Raw genomic sequence first — 14,504 nt, 5'->3', positions numbered from 1 at the left:
TTAGTTGCCGCCCTTCGCAGTAATTTTCGCTAATACAAAATTCAAAATTAATATAAAGGAGAATAAGACAATTCCTGTTGCAAACAGCATTTCTTGATGAGTGCCAGCTGCGTAACCCATTTCCAACGCAATATTTGTCGTTAGCGGGCGAACACTATCAGTCAGGCTAGTTGGTACGATTAAACTATTCCCAGCCACTAATATAACAGCCATCGTTTCTCCGATTGCTCGACCTAAACCTAATACAATGGCCGTCATAATCCCTGATTTAGCTGCTGGTACAATGACTTTGAAAATGGTTCCAATATGTGAAACACCAAGAGCTAGCGATCCCTCGCGGTATGAGTTCGGCACCGCACGAATTGCTGTCTCCGCAACTGTCACAATGGTTGGCAGCATCATAATTGCTAATACAAGAATAACTGCTAATAAGCTTTGTCCTTTTACTAATCCTAAAGAATTTTGTAGAAATGGAACAATAATCGCTAGTCCAAAAACCCCGTATAAAACAGAAGGGATACCTGCTAACAGCTGAATCGCAGGCGAAATGATTTTGGCTGTTTTTTTTGAGGCTATTTCTGCTAAGAAAATCGCTGTAAATAAACCGATAGGAACCCCGATTATTAATGCCCCGATTGTTGCAAAAGCAGATGCGACAATCATTGGGAAAATCCCGAATTTATCTTCACTTGGAACCCAATCCGAACCGAAAATAAAGTCCATAAAGCTATAGCCCCCAGCCACAAATGGATGTGAGCCTTTATAAAAAACAAATCCAATGATTAACAATAAAGTGATGACTGAAAGAAGTGCACAAATTAAGAACACTCTCGCAGATACCTTCTCTAACATATACTTCCTTTTATTTGCCTTACCGATTTCTGCATTGTGCTTAGTTAGGATAGACACGCTGAATTCCCCCAAGATAACGATTAAAAATTATGTTACTGTCTATTACTTCACAGGAATTGCCCCGGCCTCCGCAGCAATACGTTGACCATCTTCACTTAAGATAAAATCAATAAATTGTTGGCCAGCTTCCGTTAGATTCCCATCTTTGTAAACAAACAAGAATGGACGTGACAAACTGTATTTTTGCTTAAGAACATTTTCTGCATTAGCCTCTACCCCATTAATGTCGATTGTTGAAATAGAATCATCAATATATTCAAATGAAATAAAGCCAACTGCATGTTTATTGTTTGCAACTGTCGTTTTAATATTTCCGTTGCCACTTGCAATAATGGAGTTTCTGATTAATTCTCCAGAGCTATAGTCTACAATTTCCTGGAATGCATCGCGGGAACCTGAACCATCCTCGCGGGAGACTACGACAATTTCCATATCATCTCCGCCTAGGTCTTTCCAGTTCGTAACTTCACCAGTGAAAATCTTTTTTACTTGTTCCAACGTCAAGCTTTTTACTTTATTGCTTGGATGAGTCACAACTACAATCCCGTCGTAAGCAATAATGACTTCATTCAATCCTTGTGCTTTCTCCTCTTCTTTTAGATCACGTGAAGACATACCAATTTCAGACACACCATTGATGGCGTTCGTAATCCCAGCAGAGGAACCAATTTGATTTATTTCAATTTTCGTATGAACGTTCTCGTTATATTTCGCGGCTAATTTTTCAGCTAGCGGACCAACAGATGTAGATCCTGAAATAGCAACTGTTGCATGACTGCCATTTGCCGCTTTTGACTCAGTATCGGTATCACTATTACTTGTACATGCTGTTAATATTGCTAGTAATGTCAGCAGCGTTAATCCCAATTTAAGTTTTTTGAAAATAACCATTTATTACCTCCGAGATAATAATGTTAGAATTGATTTTGTCGTATATTGTCTAATAGTAGAATAAATATGTAGTGTAAATTTTTCATATGAACTTTGTAAAGGTTTTGTAAATTTTATTAAAAACAAGATATTTTGTGTGAAAATTTGGTAAAGGGAAGTTAATTTGGATAGTGGAGATGGTCAGTTCAGGATCCATTAGTTTTGGTAAAATAGGTCATATCAATTGGATGAGAGAATTTTGAATTAAGGAGCATATAAATATTTTAAATGTTATTATTTTGTCATTTTGACTTATTTCATATTCAAAAAAAACAAAGTACCATTAGCCTGAAAATACTAATGGTACTTTGTTTTTTTATTTTACAATCTCATCAACAACAGTCTCCATACAAGACCAGTTTTTGCATGTTTCAAAGTAATATCAATAATAAAACCGTACTAAATTTTCTTTTTAAAATATCAATTTCGAATGTCATTCCATTGATTTCATTTATATCTATTAAAAATGGAAGGAGGCTACCCAAGATGTATAATTGGTGATTTTCCCGTGACTGAAAAATAGACGGAGAATTTCCCTTTAAATTGAGAAATACCCATATTTTCTTAAAAATAAAGGTAGTTTTTCCGTTTATCTTATCAAAATCTATTGATTTTGCCTTATTTAATGCAGTTAGTCGGAATTTCTCCGCTTATATCTGCCTCTTAAGCATCCACTATATACATTAGTCGGAAATTCTCCGTTTATAATTTTTTACATGCAAAGAAAAATAAATAGCATGGCGAATTCTTTTCGAATTACCATGCTTGTTTTTTCACTTTTTGTACTCCAAAAGAGAACCCGTTACCTGAACTCCCTTTTGCTACATTTTCAAAAGGCTGACCACCTATTTTGTCACTACCAATCTGCCGTCCCATCACCGGGCAACGTTTCACACCAAAATTTAGACCCTTAGCGAGCCACGGAAGCCCCTTGCAGCATAATAGGAATCTGCTCCATTATGGTATACAAAGACGGTATCATAGCGACGATCACAAAAGATGGCGCCGCCAAGTTTTCTAATATGATCAGGAGTTTGCACCCAGCTCGATGTTTTCAAATCAAAATTACCAAGTAACTGAAGCTCCCGGTATTGTTCTTCCGTTAAAAGATCAACGCCCATCGCAGTCGCCATTCCAATAGCGCTATTTTCGGGTGGATGTTTTTTTCGCGACACCAGCGCTTCATGATCATAACAAACACTTCTGCGGCCTTTAGGACTTTCTGCTGAACAATCATAAAAAATGAATTCGCCCGTTTTTTCGTCATAACCTACAACATCCGGCTCACCACCAGTTGCTTCCATTTCATTGAGCGGCCACAATTTCCCAGTATTAGCTTCCAGCTTTGCTTTAACTTTTGCCCATTCAAGTCCTTCATGGCGATTCATGTTTTTTTCGAAACGGGCTTTTAATATTTCAAGTATTTCTTCATGTTGTTCAGGCAACAACTGCCTTTTTTCATTTTCCATCGTAAAACCTCTTCTTTAATTATTTTTCAGAACTAATGGCCTCAATCCAATTATGTCCAACTTTAATTGGATATACTTTAATACTTATATAAAAATCATTCATCTTCAAATAATTTTTCTCCGCGGTGGAGACGCATGGCAATCCGTGCAGTATGTGGCATTTCTCTAGCAGTTGGGGCATGTCCTGCTAAATAACGTGTTGCTGCAATGATCAATGTTTCCTGTGCATAACTAGCTAGCTCAGATTCCTCTTTTTCCCAATGATCGTGTTCAACAATCGCTGCTTCAAACATTTGAAATGAATGAAACTCTGCATCCTCTCTTAATAATGCGTGGCCGAGCGTATTGAAGAGGTCACTTTTATCACCGCCGCGTGCTAAGTAATCCACTACCCATCGGGCTGATTCGGCAACCTGTTGTTGTTTATTCATTATCTCTAGCAATTCAGAAGTATTTTGAGGTTTAGCCTCTACGTCCTTTGGTTCAGGCCTTCGTGCAGACGGTATATTAAGGAAACGATCAAGATAGACACTCATCGCGCCATGGAAGACAGCTCGAGTCAATTCATGAGCCGTCGAACGACGCAGCGACTGATGGACCGCATGCGCGTGAGTGAAGGTATGGAGTACGGTAAACCAATCACTGAAATCATTTTGAACATGGAAACTGGAGATCCTTTCAGCCGCCGCCAAAGCTACGAGCTGTGCCAAACGAGCAGGAGAAACTCCACTTTTAAGCGCATCAAACATCATCTTTAGCGTTTTTAAAGGATCATCTGATAAAATTTGCTTAACCAATCCCGCTTCATCGATATCAGCGTTACCTTGTGATGATGCATCGGCAAGAATAGTAGGTAATCCCTTGAATGCCTTCATTAATGGTTGGACCAAGTTAACAGGTGATTGCCAACTATGAGATTCTTCACTACGGGAAACATCACCGATACCGGGCAGCAAAGATGATAATACATATGGCCGATGCTCTAAACCAATCCGATCAAGAATCTCGAATGCTTTATTATGAAAATCTAGCGTATGACCGGTATTCACATAAAAATGATCCGTAATCGCTGTCATCATCATGTTAGAAAGCTGCTCGTTCGAGAAGCCTAATTCAATCGCAGTCAAGAGCACGCGTTCAGCTCCCTGTGAATCACGAACCTCCACACAATGACGATACCATTCTGATAATTGATTGAATGACTGAGCATTTTCTTTATCAGATACAGGAAGTGCCCCAAGTAAAAAACGTGTTCCCATTCCTGAACTTTCTCGTGCAACATGAACGAGACCTTGAAACAACGCTAAAATCTGACCGTTTTTATCCAATTTAGGCAATACATTCGTCATGGCTGTTAAGATCGTCAATCCAGAGCGCCAGCCGTTCTGACGATGTTTCGTTCCAAACTCGACACCAACCTTTGCAATCTCAGTCGCTGGTCATGACTTCCTTTTATAACCCTTACACCTTCACCTTCAAGCATCTTTAACGAACCAGCATGAATCAAATCTATCAATTGTTTCACTCTCCCGATAATAGATTTCAATGATCCTCTGATTTAAGATTAATAGAGGATGCACGAAAATTGTTGCCTACTACTTTATATTATCGATGGAATGTAGAAATCCTTCATAATGGTGGATATTTCTATCTAGAAGTCTGGAAACTGTAAGCAAACCAATTTACTTGTTAGTCGATAGATTGGTTTATCGTTATATTTAAGATAATGAACCTTTGTCCAATTCCTTAACCCGCTTCACTTTGAACACTGTACTTTTTGGTATATTTGGATTGTGATGCACTACATATGCTTTAGAGAAACGATATAGATATTCTTCTTCGTGGGATTTTGGAGTAAGAATAATCATTTTTCGCTGCAATTCTTGTTCATATAATCCGAACACTTTTTCCTTTCGCCCCTCATCAAGAGCACTATCAAATTCATCTAGTACAATGTATCCTGGTGATGCCTCGATTGTTTGCATTAACGCCAGTGCAAATAATAAAGAACTAAGTGATTCCTCACCACCAGATACACCTTTTCCTACTTTTCCACCGCGGGCTTTAACACTAACATCTTCTATTTTTCCACGATGGCCTTCTTTTCTTGCCTTAATAAATAGCGTATACCGAATTTGCCCACGTCGATCCGTATTCATATCCCATTCAATTTTTCCTTCAAAACCGAATAAAGACATATAGTTAACAAATTTCTGATTCACTCCGATGATCTTCATATTTATTGTATCTTCCAAATCCTCTTTAAACCGTTCCATTCGTTCTGTATATTCTTCTAATAAGATTTTTGACTTTTTCACTTCGTTCTCTGACCTATCATATTCTTCTTTCATTTTTGCATAGTTTTCAGGTGCAGCTTCATCAATTCCAGTTTGGTTTACCGCAAACTCATAGATGGTTTGTCCATTATTACGTAATTCCTCCGCTTGTGGTTTTGTCAACTCAGAAAAGCGAACCACCTCATCATTAAAATTAGCAACTAGGTCTTTCGAAACTTCTTGAAGTTTCATTACTTCTTTTCGTGTACGAGAATATCCCTCTTCGTTTGAGACTCGCTCTTCTGACCTTGTTTTTATTTGACGCTCAATTTGTTCGATTTCTCGGTCCTGAAAAGACAGGTCATCTTGTAAATCTTCTAGTTTTCTTGATAGCTGTTTTTCGTCGCGCCTTTTTGAATCCAATGTATTTGAAATTTTATCTAAATGATTAATTTGTTCTTTGTTATTCTGATTAAGCTCAACTTGTATGCCCTTTAGCCTCTGAACTTCTGCTATTTTTGCTTGTTCTTTCTGAAATCGTTGATAGATTTCTAGATATTCCCGGTAAGTTGATACAGATTGCCCGCTTTTAGCGAATGCCGTTCTTTGTTCGTTTAACTCATCTTGAATTAAACGATTTTCATTTACAATTGCTTCTATCCCTTTACTTAGTTTGTCATACTGATTCTGCCGCCATTCTCTTTCATTTTCCTTCGTTAAAAACGCTTCAGCATCTTTAAGTGACTCTCTCCGACTGAATAAAATGGTGTTTCGTTTATCACGTTCAATATTATCCTTTTCAAGTTCAACCATTTCTTCCTTGACCTGTGTTAGCTCTTCCTCCAGTTTCACTTGCTGAAATTGTAATACTTTGTCACTTAATATAATTCTTTTTTCCTCTTGCGGTCCCCGTAACCCTTTTTCATCAACAAGCTGACCATTAACAATCAAAGGTTTTTCATCTTTAAAAAATGACGCCACCCACCAAAGTGCTTTTAACGCATACGGGTAAAGATGGTCATCTAGATGTTCTTTTACCCTTAGATGCTTATCTGGTAAATGCATAATTGTTCTATCTGGAATGAGATTTGGTAATGATACATGATAAAGATCATTCGGTGCTTGAAAGACTTTTTTATTAACGAATAATGTGTATTTGATCGTATCGAATAAATATTCATCGTTCTGACCCGCAGTCTCATCTAATTCCACAAGCTCGCGTAATGGGTAAACTTCAATTTGATTTCTTTCAAAATATCGGATGGACTGTTCTTGACGGGGATTGTACACTTTATTATTTTTTAGAAATATCAGTTCTTTTTCAATCTTTCTTTCCTTTTCACTCAGATCACGTAATCGATCTTTGTTTTGCTCAATTTCGAGATTGTTTTTATCCATCTCAGCTTGAACGGAATGACTGCTTTGATACGTGTCGATCAAGGCCTTAAACTTTCTTTCCTGATCTTTATCCTGGTTAATTTCTACAGACAATTCCGCACTTTTGGGAATTAGATTATTTAACTTATCCGATAAACTAGTAGCCTTTGAAACCATTGCTTTAATAAAAGCATCTATCTCTTTATATTTCTGTTCCGCTTCTTTCAGATTTTTACTAACTTCATGCTCTGACATTCCAATACGGTCAACTTGTTTCGTGATTTCGGCAATCTGCTCAGATATCTCCTCTATCTTCTTGTTGGTCTCTTTGAGACGTTTATTTATTTCGTCGACTTCTAGCCTTAATTCATCTTCCTGATTTTCAAGCTGACTAAGTAACAGCCTGAACTGTTCAAGTTCCTCCTTTTTCTCAACAAAATAAATTTCCTTCTCCCGCTTGGTTCCAATTTTTCCCTCCTTATTAGTTTTTAATTCTTCAATTTGTAATTTTAAGGAGTCAATTTGATTTAAATAATATGTTTCAAGCCACATTAACCCTCGATAATATTGGTTAAAGCCTTCCTTACGGCGGCGATTGCGATCATGATAATTATCAAGTTCCATTTTCTTTTGCTTTAAATGCATTTTATTTAGGCCTTGCTTGCCTTCTGCCTCTTGCAGGCTCTGCTCCGTTTCCTTAACAAGTTCTTTACTTTCTTCCCAGTTTTTCTGGATTTTATCGATGCCGTTCATCTCACTAAAAATTCGGAAACGTTCTTCTGGATGCATGATGGCAAACTGGTTCACTTCTTTTTGGTACCAAATTAGATAAAAGGCATCTGGATCGACAGCATACTTATAGAGCACTTGATTTTTATATTCAGTAAAATTCAAACTCCCGCCACTGGTAAACTTTGTGGAACGTTGCCATTTGTCGATTTCGTCCCCCTCTTCAATATAGAACTCTCTTTTAATTTGATCACCAGGTGTTTGTTCAATTTCCAAGCGGAATTGTACATATAGAGGGGCATCAACCTTCATTTTCCCTGCATTTTTGAAAAGAAGCTCAATTTTCGCTCGCCATGTATGATTTGATGGGAGATTATTAGACTTTAGACCTTCTATGTCTACTTTACTTGAATAAAGAACTCCACCCATACAAAATGTTACAGTTGACTTACCCGCACCGTTAGGACCGGAGATAAGAATATGGTCATGCTCCTCTGATAAATCCAATGCTGTCGGAATATAATCTCGAACCCCAGAAAATCTAAGCCTCCATGGTATCATCCGGCACACCTCCATTGATGTTGTAGCGTTTAAAGAACCGAAGAACATCCTCCATATGGAGCTGATTGGATTGGCTGAATTCTGCATATCTTCGTAAAAACGAGTCAGAAAAAAGATTTGCTCCAATCGTTGTTAGCTGAAACGCCTCTTCATCCGAGTTGGTGTCATAGATTTCGATTGCACCTATTTTTTTCAAGGGATCTAAATTTGCTTGAATTTTCCTTGTCACTTGTAAGGATTCGTGACCGAAACTATTTATTAATTGCGAGAACAATGTATACTCATTCTGTAACACTTCTTGATGATAAAAAATAAACATAAGAATTGCCAAGCTCTCCTTATTTAGCACATTTCTAGCTTGTTTTGCAGGAACACGCATAAGTGCCACTACTTGATTTCTGCGTTCATCGTAAATCACTTTGAAATAACGGCTAACAGCTTGATTCACTCGCTTTAAAAAAGAAAAAAATTCTTCCCCACCATTTACACCAAGCAATCTCTCTACATCTTTACGGGAAAGCCCAAAATTCCCCATTCGAATCGTTGCAGAAGAGGAAAATAAAATTTGCATGAAAGCAAGCTCTTCTTCCTTAGTTAAAAATCCTTGAATCGATTGTAATGCATTCAAAGGATTTTCATTCACGTATTCATTTTCATCGTTTTCTAATTCCATAGCTTCCTTGTTCATCTTCTGCCCACCTCCAATCTCTTTCTTCTATATTACCTTGTAATTTTCGGTTTGCTTTTTCATCAATATCCGCCTTTTTATTTGCAACTAGTGCAGACACTGCAATTAAACCATTTAATACATCACTCCACTTAGAAGATCCGGCTTGAATAACCAATTCATCTAATCCTGCTTCTTCAACTTTGTCTAGGTATTTTTCAATATGCTCAGTATGAATCATTTGTTTTGTCATTTGCCATTTTGAATCACCCATTATTTCTTCCAATCTATCCTCCGGAATTTCATCCATCTCTTGAAAATCTTCCCCTATTTCTTCTTCGATTTCTGCTGTATACGGTTCATAATTTTCGATATAGGCGATTCCCTCTTCAATAGCGTTAGGAGATAAGGGGCTAGCAAATTTAACCGGTACCCAAAGAGCATCCATCTCTTCGTCCTCGTACTGACCTTGTTCCATAAAACTAAGGATTTGATGTGCATTTGGGATGTCCGAACCAATAGGTGGATCAAACGATTGCACAATAAAGTTTCTTAGTAACTCTGGTTGAATTGTTTCAATAAAATCTGTTTGTTGTAGATGTGCGAACTTAAGAATTTTGTTAATGGTACCAAGGCTAATCTTTGTTCCTTCACTAATGGCCATCATGCCTTTTTGTTTAATAGTAGAAAACACCATTTCCTGATCTAGTGTTTCAAATTTTGCCAGACGTTCGACCATTTTTGTTTCCAATTCTTTCATCAATTGATGAATGACTTCAACTTGGGACAATGCATTTCGATCAGCTAAATATTCTAACTCTCTTTCAGTGAGTAACGAAATGGCTTCTTCGACATTTTTAATCATACTGGCTAATTTATTTCCACCAGAAATGCCCTTGTCATCATACGCTTCACTAATTTCCGCATCCCTTTTTGCTTGGAATAACGATCTGGCTACTTCGTCATTCATATAATAAGCAAGCGAATCATTTGCCAATCGAATTAAAACATCCATCATTCTCTTTCCTAGGTCGCGCATCTTAATTCGCTTCGCCGTCTTCGTTATCCAATTAAACTTCCCCAATACATAGGATAAGTGCTTTAAGTATTCAATGGTCATCTCTTCGTCATAGCCATAAGTGTGGCGATACCTATAAAACAGCGTGTCCTCATTTTCGATTCGGTCCGTAATGCCAAGTGCTTCTAGATTAATGAGATTTAGCACCCGTATAAAACGCAGTACATTTATTGGGGCCTGAAATGATTCTTTATCACTTAATTCATTCAATACACCTGCTAATGCAGCCATGTCACGCATAGTTTGAAGAAGCTCTGGTTTTTCCCTATCCATGTCAAAAATGGAAATTAAGGACTGATCCACTTTTTCCACAGTTCAACACCCCCAATCTCTTTCTCTTGTTCTTCTTTTTGATGTTGTATTGCCATTTCGTATCGTGATTCAAACTCTTTTAAATGATGAATTACTTCTAAAGGCGGTACAACCCATTTAATTATTATCTGATTTTTTTGTACGATTTGCGCTATATCTTTTGCTATAATTAATCCAGCTTCATCAACATCCGTCCAAATAATCACTTGTTTCACATTGGAAACAAGCTGTTCAATCAATCGTCTGTGTGCTGACCTTAACTGACCATCGACTCCTAAGATGAAACTCCTTGATTCTATTAAAAATTCCTTCTCATACGCTATCCGTGTTAAGATCCCTCGATTTTCTACCAACCACAAAACCTCAGCGTCCGTTTGAAATTCTTCCGAAAAAACTGCTAAATCTGTTGTAGCATGGATTGGCCCATACTTGTATAAAACACTTCCACCTTGCATTGATCCAGTAAAAAAGATTGGCGTAATCGTACCCAAACTGCTTAGTCCAAGTAAATGCAGTGGGTACTCAAGCAACTCTTCAGCTGCTTCAATATATTCTTTTTTATAGGAATCGAATTCCTTGGAGCCACCAATTTTACGATAATACCTTGCTCCAATCTGCTTCCAATCAAAATGATGTTCAACCATTGAAATTTGATAAAAAGCAACTAAAAAGTGTAAAAATAGAAGTTGCTTTTGGAACCTCCAAGTAGTATTGATGTGGTTTATTGTCTCTTTGGATATGATTGTATCTAAAATGTCTTTTAATCTATCAAGTTTTTCTTTACGTTGAAGGTTAGATGAAGAATAAGATTGCAACGTATTAATCCATTGATTTTTCAATTCCAAGATTAATTCTTTTTTTTCTATTTCCTGCTGGTTCTCAAGTTGCTTTTTATATTGGAATAAAGACAGCCCCATTCGATACTGTTCGCTTTTCACAGTTCGCTCGTCTTTTGCCAAGCGGTATTCTCTAATAACCCACCCATTCCGAATCCACTCGTAGGTTTCATTAGTGAGTTCTAACTGTTTCTTTGTCTTTGGGCTTGTAAAATCTTTTACCAGATTATCAGGTGGTACATGTTTATTATTAATCCCAACTGTCAACATAGCTACTACCCTTCTAGTTCGGGAAGTCTTTTTTACAACAGGGATATCGACAATCCCGTTATTTTCTCTTATATCTAGTAAATTAAGTTCCTCATTTTTTAATAAAATATATTCACACAAATAATCCTTCCATACATTAATTATCAATCTTTAATCCCCCTCTAACGTACCATTTTATCATAGTGAAAGGAGCAACTTTTGTTTGTGAAAGTAACAAATTATGTAAAGTTTTGCTACAAAGTAATTCCTCTATTCAGTTATCATTCACATAATTGTCAGAATTATCGATACGCACTATTTCTTAATAATGTATAATACAATTAACCCTCTAAATTCATTTCGGTTATTACCTACCTGCACTGTTTTAATTCCCCATTTTAACAACTTAACAAGAAAGAAGGCTGATATTTTTTATGAGAAGATTATTATTATGTTATTGTGGCAGCGGAAAGGATCAGGCAACTTGCTGTGGAGCTATTCCACAAATCAATGTAAGAAGTTTCCCTATTAATAGCGAACGGGAACGCGAGGAACTCCTCCAAAATATTCAATTAAGTTCACAGTTTAACATGAGGTACCGAGGCTTATTTGAATACTACGGAAAGGATCTTATAGCGTATAAACGTGAAAAGCCTCGAGACCAAAACAGAAATGAGTTTCTCCGAATCATCTCTGCATTTATGAATTATTACTTGGAAGATACTTGTCCCACCTCTTGGGAAAACTGTCAGCCAGAGTTTTGGGAAGAACTGATTATTACGATTTTTCCTCTACATATGCGTGTTACACCACAGAAAAAAGAAGTTGAAAAGTTTCTACTTGAGCTAAGGAAATTTGTCCGATGGCTTGACAGAAAAGCTAATACCTCATGGTCCCGCATCATTGAGTATTACATCGAAAAATATCATGCCCAACTAAAAATGTGTGAACAATTGCTAAATACACACTTCTTACTCCATTTTCCCCAAATCCACGCAAGCGAAAAATGGAATCCCCTACACGATATCCAAATAATAAAAGAGGTTAGCAGCCAATTTCACGATACAACTAATAGCATTTTTAAGATTAGCAGTGCCAATGAAAATACATCTCTAATAACAGATTTATGGAACCATCGAGATTATGTTGTAATAGGACTAAATAGTAATCGGGCAATGGAAGGGATTTTACTAGATGGTTCAATTGGAAAGAAAGATGGGGATATATATTGGCAATGGTATTTTACAGAAGGGGTATATCCTGACAATGCAATAAAATACATTACATTTACTTAACGATTTGGAATACTACATAACGGCCCAAAAATCCATACAGGCCTTTAATCCCTGACAACTTTTCGTAAAGTGATTTAAAATTGTAAAATAAACTACTTTCAAGCTAACAACATAGGCAATCTATTATAGAAAAAGGGCGTCAGACACCATGTTCATGGTACCTGACACCCTCATTATTGATGTTATTGCGCTTCGACTACGTCTGGCTGATTATAGACTTCTTTTTCAATTTCTCCGGTTGCTTTTCCTGTTAGAACTCCCGCTGTCATGGCGCCGCTGACGTTTAGAGCTGTACGTCCCATGTCAATTAACGGTTCGACAGAGATTAATAGCCCAACTATGGCGACTGGAAGATTCATAACTGATAATACGATTAAGGCCGCAAAGGTTGCTCCCCCACCAACACCAGCAACTCCAAATGAACTAATGGCCACAGCAAGTATAAGTGTAAGAATAAATGTTGGACTTGTTGGGTTAATGCCGGCTGCAGGCGCAACCATGACCGCTAACATCGCCGGATAAATACCAGCACAGCCATTTTGGCCAATCGTTAGACCGAATGATCCTGCAAAGTTGGCAATCCCTTCAGAAACGCCAAAGTCCTTCGTTTGAGTTTTAATAGTCAATGGCAATGTTCCCGCACTAGAACGAGATGTAAAAGCAAAGGTCAAGGTCGGCATCGCTTTTTTCACGTAGTTTACCGGGCTGAGTTTTGCAAACATTATGAGTAATAAATGCACGATAAACATAAGAATAAGCGCTACATATGAGGCGATGACAAACTTTCCCAATTTCGCAATGGCTTCATAATCACTCGTTGCTGTTACTTTTGTGATAATTGCTAAAACCCCGTATGGTGTAAGGCGAAGAACCATCGTGACAACTCTCATAATAACCGAGTAGAACGCATCAATGATTTTCGCAAAGAAATCTGCATGTTCAGGATTCTTACGCTTGACTCCTAAGAAAGCGATGCCAATGAAAGCTGCAAAGATTACTACAGCAATTGTCGAGGTTGGACGGGCACCTGTTAAATCATGAAAAGGATTGCTCGGAATTAATTCCAGAATCTGCTGCGGCATTGTCATATTTTCAACGCCAGCTACACGTTCGACCAACTGGGCATTCCGTGCCTTTTCCGCATCACCCTCGTCTAGGTGAATACCATCAAGACCAAATCCTAAAGCGGAACCAATACCAATCGCCGCAGAAATAGCGGTTGTTCCTAGTAAAATACCAATGACTAAGACACTAATTTTCCCAATGTTTTTTGTAAGCTTTAATTTTGTAAAAGCTCCAACAATCGAGATAAATACAAGCGGCATGACAACCATTTGTAGAAGTTTCATGTATCCAGTTCCTACGACATTAAACCATCCAATCGATTTAGCTGTAACCTCATGTGTTGTTCCATAAACTAAATGAATAATAAAACCAAAAATAATTCCTAAACCTAGTGCAGTAAACACACGTTTTGAAAACGAAACATGTTTTTTCTGCATAATGAACAAGCCTAAAATAAGCAAAAGTAAAACAGCGATATTAATAATGATAAGAATGGTATTCATTCATATTCCCCCCAAGGTAAGTTAATGAAATTCTAATACACCAATTCCTATCTCTAAAGTTAGAACTTTTTTACTCAATAATTCTGGAAATCAATCAAACGTTTGATATTTCATAATTATGAGAGGTTGAAATTAACTATTCCTGGCTCAATAAGAAAAAGTGGGTGAAATCTAACAGGATCAAAAAAAAATCACCAGTGGATTTTATCCATCAGCGATTTTTCATATATACCGTATTTTAAGAA

The 14,504-nt window shown here is 37.3% G+C and carries 10 protein-coding genes; 1 reads left to right on the top strand and 9 read right to left on the bottom strand.

The window, feature by feature from the left end; genetic code table 11:
• From pstC to AR328_RS16975, 8 genes are all read right to left on the bottom strand, one after another.
• Nucleotides 1–909: a phosphate ABC transporter permease subunit PstC gene (gene pstC, locus AR328_RS17010; RefSeq protein WP_066298521.1), complete on the bottom strand. Its 909-nt coding sequence runs from the start codon at nt 907–909 to the stop codon at nt 1–3.
• A gap of 45 nt (nt 910–954) precedes the next feature.
• Nucleotides 955–1,803 carry a phosphate ABC transporter substrate-binding protein gene (locus AR328_RS17005; protein WP_066298519.1) on the bottom strand — a complete coding sequence of 283 codons (849 nt, stop codon included), beginning with the start codon at nt 1,801–1,803 and terminating at the stop codon, nt 955–957.
• Between the two features lie 941 nt (nt 1,804–2,744).
• Nucleotides 2,745–3,311, bottom strand: coding sequence for a DUF4256 domain-containing protein (locus AR328_RS17000; protein ID WP_066298517.1), 567 nt, complete (start codon nt 3,309–3,311; stop codon nt 2,745–2,747).
• Between the two features lie 95 nt (nt 3,312–3,406).
• Entirely contained in the window at nt 3,407–4,678 is a 1,272-nt protein-coding gene (locus AR328_RS16995; protein ID WP_231734964.1) for a Rieske (2Fe-2S) protein, read from the bottom strand.
• Nucleotides 4,679–5,029: 351 nt separating this feature from the next.
• Complete coding sequence (locus tag AR328_RS16990; protein ID WP_066298516.1) at nt 5,030–8,254, bottom strand: AAA family ATPase; 3,225 nt, start codon at nt 8,252–8,254, stop codon at nt 5,030–5,032.
• Complete coding sequence (locus tag AR328_RS16985) at nt 8,235–8,942, bottom strand: hypothetical protein (protein WP_066298511.1); 708 nt, start codon at nt 8,940–8,942, stop codon at nt 8,235–8,237. The genes AR328_RS16990 and AR328_RS16985 overlap by 20 nt, the downstream gene beginning before the upstream one ends.
• A complete protein-coding gene (locus AR328_RS16980) occupies nt 8,908–10,311 on the bottom strand; it encodes a hypothetical protein (RefSeq protein WP_066298508.1) in 1,404 nt (467 codons plus the stop codon). Before AR328_RS16980 ends, AR328_RS16985 begins: the two co-directional genes overlap by 35 nt.
• Complete coding sequence (locus tag AR328_RS16975; RefSeq protein WP_066298501.1) at nt 10,287–11,564, bottom strand: DUF2399 domain-containing protein; 1,278 nt, start codon at nt 11,562–11,564, stop codon at nt 10,287–10,289. The genes AR328_RS16980 and AR328_RS16975 overlap by 25 nt, the downstream gene beginning before the upstream one ends.
• Nucleotides 11,565–11,830: 266 nt before the next feature.
• Here AR328_RS16975 and AR328_RS16970 point away from each other — a divergent pair, with 266 nt between their 5' ends.
• Nucleotides 11,831–12,691: a hypothetical protein gene (locus AR328_RS16970; protein ID WP_066298499.1), complete on the top strand. Its 861-nt coding sequence runs from the start codon at nt 11,831–11,833 to the stop codon at nt 12,689–12,691.
• Between the two features lie 182 nt (nt 12,692–12,873).
• On the opposite strand, the gene AR328_RS16965 is transcribed toward AR328_RS16970, so the two are convergent.
• Nucleotides 12,874–14,259: an L-cystine transporter gene (locus AR328_RS16965; protein ID WP_066298497.1), complete on the bottom strand. Its 1,386-nt coding sequence runs from the start codon at nt 14,257–14,259 to the stop codon at nt 12,874–12,876.
• Between the last annotated feature and the right edge of the window lie 245 nt (nt 14,260–14,504).

It is taken from the genome of Bacillus sp. FJAT-29937 (genome assembly GCF_001509555.1).
Lineage (GTDB): Bacteria > Bacillota > Bacilli > Bacillales > Cytobacillaceae > Cytobacillus.
This window is presented reverse-complemented; position numbering and strand designations above follow the sequence as displayed.